The organism is Paenibacillus dendritiformis (assembly GCF_015845845.1).
Classification (GTDB): domain Bacteria; phylum Bacillota; class Bacilli; order Paenibacillales; family Paenibacillaceae; genus Paenibacillus_B; species Paenibacillus_B dendritiformis_C.
Genome location: NZ_LDIG01000157.1, coordinates 1 through 5046 on the forward strand (window position 1 = coordinate 1; position 5046 = coordinate 5046).

General features: G+C 44.4%; 3 protein-coding genes and 3 pseudogenes. 3 read left to right on the top strand and 3 right to left on the bottom strand.

The window, feature by feature from the left end; translation table 11 throughout:
* Together ABD76_RS15550 and ABD76_RS15555 are read right to left on the bottom strand one after the other, a co-directional pair.
* Positions 1–211 (bottom strand): annotated as a pseudogene (locus tag ABD76_RS15550) (IS1380 family transposase); the annotation flags it as partial.
* A 284-nt stretch (positions 212–495) separates the two neighbouring features.
* On the bottom strand, positions 496–1110 hold the full coding sequence (locus ABD76_RS15555) for a hypothetical protein (protein ID WP_197258175.1): 615 nt from the start codon (positions 1108–1110) through the stop codon (positions 496–498).
* A gap of 132 nt (positions 1111–1242) precedes the next feature.
* Here ABD76_RS15555 and ABD76_RS15560 point away from each other — a divergent pair.
* Together ABD76_RS15560 and istB are read left to right on the top strand one after the other, a co-directional pair.
* A pseudogene (locus ABD76_RS15560) lies at positions 1243–2215 on the top strand (IS21/IS408/IS1162 family transposase); the annotation flags it as partial.
* Positions 2212–2979 (top strand): IS21-like element helper ATPase IstB, encoded by a 768-nt coding sequence (gene istB, locus ABD76_RS15565; RefSeq protein ID WP_197258176.1) that lies wholly within the window; start codon positions 2212–2214, stop codon positions 2977–2979. The pseudogene ABD76_RS15560 and the gene istB, both read left to right, overlap by 4 nt.
* Positions 2980–3810: 831 nt before the next feature.
* Here the strand turns inward: istB and ABD76_RS15570 are convergent.
* Positions 3811–4455 carry a hypothetical protein gene (locus ABD76_RS15570; protein WP_242069594.1) on the bottom strand — a complete coding sequence of 215 codons (645 nt, stop codon included), beginning with the start codon at positions 4453–4455 and terminating at the stop codon, positions 3811–3813.
* Between the two features lie 380 nt (positions 4456–4835).
* Here ABD76_RS15570 and ABD76_RS15575 point away from each other — a divergent pair.
* A pseudogene (locus ABD76_RS15575) lies at positions 4836–5046 on the top strand (IS1380 family transposase); the annotation flags it as partial.

Sequence of the window (5046 nt, forward strand, 5' to 3'; positions counted from 1 at the left end):
CAAAGTCACTTTTCCCTTGACAAAGTAGCCCCAGGTACGCGTAGACCACATCCGGGTGAGTGACCGTGGGTTGATGTACACCGGGAAGCGAGGAACGAGTCAAGCGCTTGGCAATCTGGGTATGGGAAAGGAGCAAGCCAATGAGGGCAAGACCGGAATGAGCGGTCAGCATCTCCACGGACTGATCCAGTTGAAAACGTACGGGTTTCATCAATGGCACCTCCGGGGTGAGTTAAAGAAATACGGGAATTCTTCCCTTTTTCCTTATTTTACTTTACCGGCGGCTCATTTTCTAACTTTTCTATGATTTCATTTCACGGATTCAGGTTTTTAACGCGTGAACATTTACTTCCAATCTTGGAGGAGGGCTACCGCAAAGCAAAAGGGTTATTTTGTGTCAAACTCCGTGCAAAAGGGTTACTTTTTTTACTATATAATGGGATAAGTTACCCCAAAAACAACAATATCGCGATAATTTCATTACCCTGACAAAGATTAGAATGCACCTTGATTCGGCTTTTTCTGAAATCCAAATGCATTCCCAAAATATGTGCAAATTGTAGTAACTGCGTATTCGATTTTTTCTCTTTCGGAAGACTCGATCAGAATCTCGGGTAATTTCAAAAACTCCTCATCAATTGCTTGTGGTGGTCTTTCTAACATGGTCATGGGGCGTCTTAATGCACAAACCCCCATTCCTCCAATCATACTCACAAAAATATAAAAAGGATCAGGCATGCCAAGAACCTTATAAGTTCTCAATTGCCGGTATATCGAATCTCTCAGGTCTTCCTCAAAGCTTAAAACATCAAATCCTGGTCGTCCCTTATGATCTTCCGTTCCATAATGATGAGAAAAATGCAAATTAGAACCTTGTTCAAAAATACCATTGCGAAAAATTTGTGTGTGAGACTTGATAGAGCCTTGTCCAGTTTCTTGGAAAAAAACACCGTCAGCGTTAATTCTCGGATTAGCGATCGACAGCACAAGATTAAATGGTATTAAAGAATTGTACCTGTCCACGACTGAATAATTAGAAGTGGTGTCAAAAGCAGACACTGGAACATAGTGAAGCAAAATAAAGGGAGGCTTTACTTGATATACATTCAACGACTTTTCAGCACGCTGTACACGAAAGCGCTCATACCGGTCAAGAAAATAACCTCTTTGATCCATTATGCTTCTAATTTCCGAAGTACTAGCTGGGATTTTGGCCGATCCTGTAAATCCAATTTTGGGGCTTTAGAGGAACGTCTTCAAGAAGGTATCTATAATTGCGAGGTTTTATTCGATCTTCTACGAGAAAAGGGGTATACCGGGGGACGTACCATCCTGAAAGACTATGTGAAGGACTTCCGTCCTCCCAAGCAAGTTCCCGCTGTTCTTCGTTACGACACGAAACCTGGTGAATACGCACAGGTCGACTGGGGACTGTGTGATTACGTAGATTTGGACGGTACAGTCCGAAAAGTGCCGGTATTTGTCATGGTATTGGGGTACTCTCGTTCCACCTATATAGAGTTCACTAAGCGTTGTGACATTCACAGCTTTCTTCGTTGCTTGATTCATGCTTTTGAATATTTTGGGGGCATCCCAAAGGTAATGCTGACCGACCAGATGAAAACCGTCGTACTGGGCATGGGAGATGATCGAAAACCTCGCTGGCATCCGCTTTTTGCCGACTTTGCTGCAGCGATTGGAATACGTAAAAAACAACTTTCTTCCTGGCAAACGCTTCGTTGATTTACAGGATCTCAATCAACAAGCCCTACACTGGTGCGAGCGGATTAACCGCCGTATTCATGGAACAACCGGCGAACGTCCCTTTGACCGACTCCGTGAGGAAAAACTGTCGCCCATCCCTTCAACTGAACGGTGGGAAAAATACCTGCATGAACCAAGACAGGTTAGTCGAGACGGATTTGTCAGCTACGATGGGGTGCGGTATGGGGTTCCATGGAGGTACAGTGGACGTGAGGGTACCGTGCGTGAAGTGAATGGGTGGGTAGAAATCTGGGTCGACGGCACATGTATTGCCCGCCACCAAAAGGTCTATCGATCTCGTCCAACGGTTTTTTGCGAAAACCAGTATGCAGGTCTTACGACCGCTCAAGGATATGCCTATCCACGTCCGCAAGCCCGACAGATTTCATCGCAGCAAGTGGAAGTGCGTTCACTGGATGTCTATGAGCAGTTGACGGGGGTGGGAGCATGATCGAACTGGAGCAGGCACGATTTCGACTCGAGGAACTTGGGCTTCAGCAAGCGGCTCTGCTTCTGGATGCCCACTTGGAAGCAGCAAGTCATGGACAGCCCACCTATCTATCCTTTCTGAACATGCTGCTGGATGCAGAGATCGCGGAACGTCAAAGACGGAACATGGAGGTACGTACCAAACTCGCACACTTGCCTTATCGAAAAACACTGGAGGAGTTCGATTTTGCTTTCCAACCCAGCATTGACGAACGAATGATTCGAGAGTTGGCCACGATGACTTTCGTTACCCGACACGAGAATGTCTTATTCTTAGGGCCTCCAGGCGTAGGGAAAAGTCATCTGGCGGTGGCGTTGGGGGTAGAAGCGATCTCGCAAGGGATATCCGTTTACTTTGTCAGTCTCTCGCATCTCATCGAGGATTTGCGAAAAGCCTACGTGGAAAACAGGCTGGATAAACGACTCCGAATCTATATTCGGCCAAAGCTCCTCATTATTGACGAGATTGGCTACCTTCCGTTTGACAGTTTGGCAGCCAACCTGTTTTTCCAGGTTGTCAGTGCAAGATACGAGAGAGGGAGCATTCTGTTGACCAGCAACAAAAGTTTTGGTGAATGGGGGGAACTGATGGGCGATCCGATACTTGCTACAGCTATTCTGGATCGACTCTTACACCATTCCCACATCGTCAACATTAGGGGGAATAGTTACCGACTTCGTGAAAAAATGAGGACTGGAGCCTACGGCTCCCCCTCTACCACCTAACCAACAAAAAATCGCCGGGTGGGTCAGTTCTAAACTGGCGATGGTGGGTCAAAATAAAGTCGGCGTTGACATCCGGAACTCTACGGCCAGACTCCAGTTCCTGCCGCAACCCGATTAGCTTGCGATCAAATGCTTTTTCATCTTCGGCTGCTTTGTCGATGTTGTAATAATAATGAATGTAGAGGCGTCTGGGTTCAGTGAGCGTATCGCCTTTATAGGGACGGTAGCTGGCGGAGTATTGTCGGACAAAAGGGCTATTTGTTGAGCAGGTGGAAGCATGGCATGATGCGTGTATGCAAGCCAATGGTGGAGTTGCCGCACAGGCTAACAAGCTGTGACTGCACTAGTAGTGCCCCTGACGGGCACAACAGTAGGTTAACATAGGTGAAGCATTAAGTACCGCATTGTTCGAAGCTCTTTCCATGACTTTGGTGGAGTATACAAACAGCCTTTATACACTGTATAAAGGCTGTTTTGCTGTTAACTAGTTACTTATTAAGCTTTTTCTTTAGTCTTATTTGCTGTAGAGTAAGCCCGATTAATATCACCGTTAACAGTAAGGACTGAATGATGTTGTCCGTATCTATAAACAAAGTTGTATAGAATGAGACCAGAGCTGCGGCTGTTGCTATTCCTAAAAAGATGTAGTTTCGCAATATAAGGTTCTTCCTAAATATAAAGTGAACCACCAGTGCAATTACCAAGGCGTAAAACAAGAGAAAGGACAGGGTTATTATTAGCTGTTCAGTTATAATCAAATTCACTCCCCTTCACCCTTAACGTTTTACCCTATTATAACATAAACTTACATAAATTACTGCTCATTGGTTGTCACGGATTTGTTGTGACTTCGTAATACGGAACTGGTAACCAATGTAGATTAAGTGTCACGCCCCGTCCCTTATTTTTATATTCGAAGTCGTTTGCAATCATTGTTGCACCCGCATTATACAGCAGACCTGTTATAGCTGCTAACCATCCTGCTGGGATGAAAGCGGCAATTCCGCCAAGAAGTCCTCCTACTGCTCCTGATTGTCTTAGAGCTTGCGCGTGAACCTTTGTTTCCGCGTCATCGAACGTTATTGCAACTCCCCACCAATAAGTGTTACTGAATGCGTTTGTTGAAAATTCATTAGCATTAGCCCTTATTTGTCCATTTTCCACAATTATAAAGCCTTCCTTAATTGCAATATTCAGTTGGTCTACCCCAGTTTTAAAATTCTCATAAATTTTAGGCTCAGCAACATTTTTTGCAGCAGGGTCAAGGACGAACTTGTCTTCTTTAATGCTGATGTAATTATTCATGATTGGGATTGATTCTATCACTTTTTTTGAAAACTCATCCTTTTCAACTGTGTGCCTTTGGCTTAGTTCCCCTTGTGCTGGTTTTGGTTCTGATGCAGCAAAAGCCATTGGCGTGAATGCTGCAAACGCCATACTTACACTTAATAATGATGCGATCAACCTTTTCTTCAAACAAATCTCCTCCTTGAAATAGTTTAGGTAAAGATATCTCCTCAAAATTGAAAGCAGACTGTGCATCATTTTTTATGCGGAGGAAAAACATTGTATGCAATGAACACTATCTTTTTCTATTGATGGAATTAAGAGTATCTTCCCTAGAAATAACCTACCATATATGGTTAAATATAACAAGATCAAATATTCATCATCTTATATCTCATTTTGTTGAATACCTCTTACAAAGCACTTTTCGGCTTCCTTTTATTCGAACTTCTTCCTGAATCCGTGAAATGAAATCATAGAAAAGTTAGAAAATGAGCCGCCGGTAAAGTAAAATAAGGAAAAAGGGAAGAATTCCCGTATTTCTTTAACTCACCCCGGAGGTGCCATTGATGAAACCCGTACGTTTTCAACTGGATCAGTCCGTGGAGATGCTGACCGCTCATTCCGGTCTTGCCCTCATTGGCTTGCTCCTTTCCCATACCCAGATTGCCAAGCGCTTGACTCGTTCCTCGCTTCCCGGTGTACATCAACCCACGGTCACTCACCCGGATGTGGTCTACGCGTACCTGGGGCTACTTTGTCAAGGGAAAAGTGACTTTG

Bases quoted from the DNA above. Each gene is read 5' to 3' on its own strand.
- istB (WP_197258176.1), top strand. From the start codon at position 2,212: ATGATCGAACTGGAGCAGGCACGATTTCGACTCGAGGAACTTGGGCTT.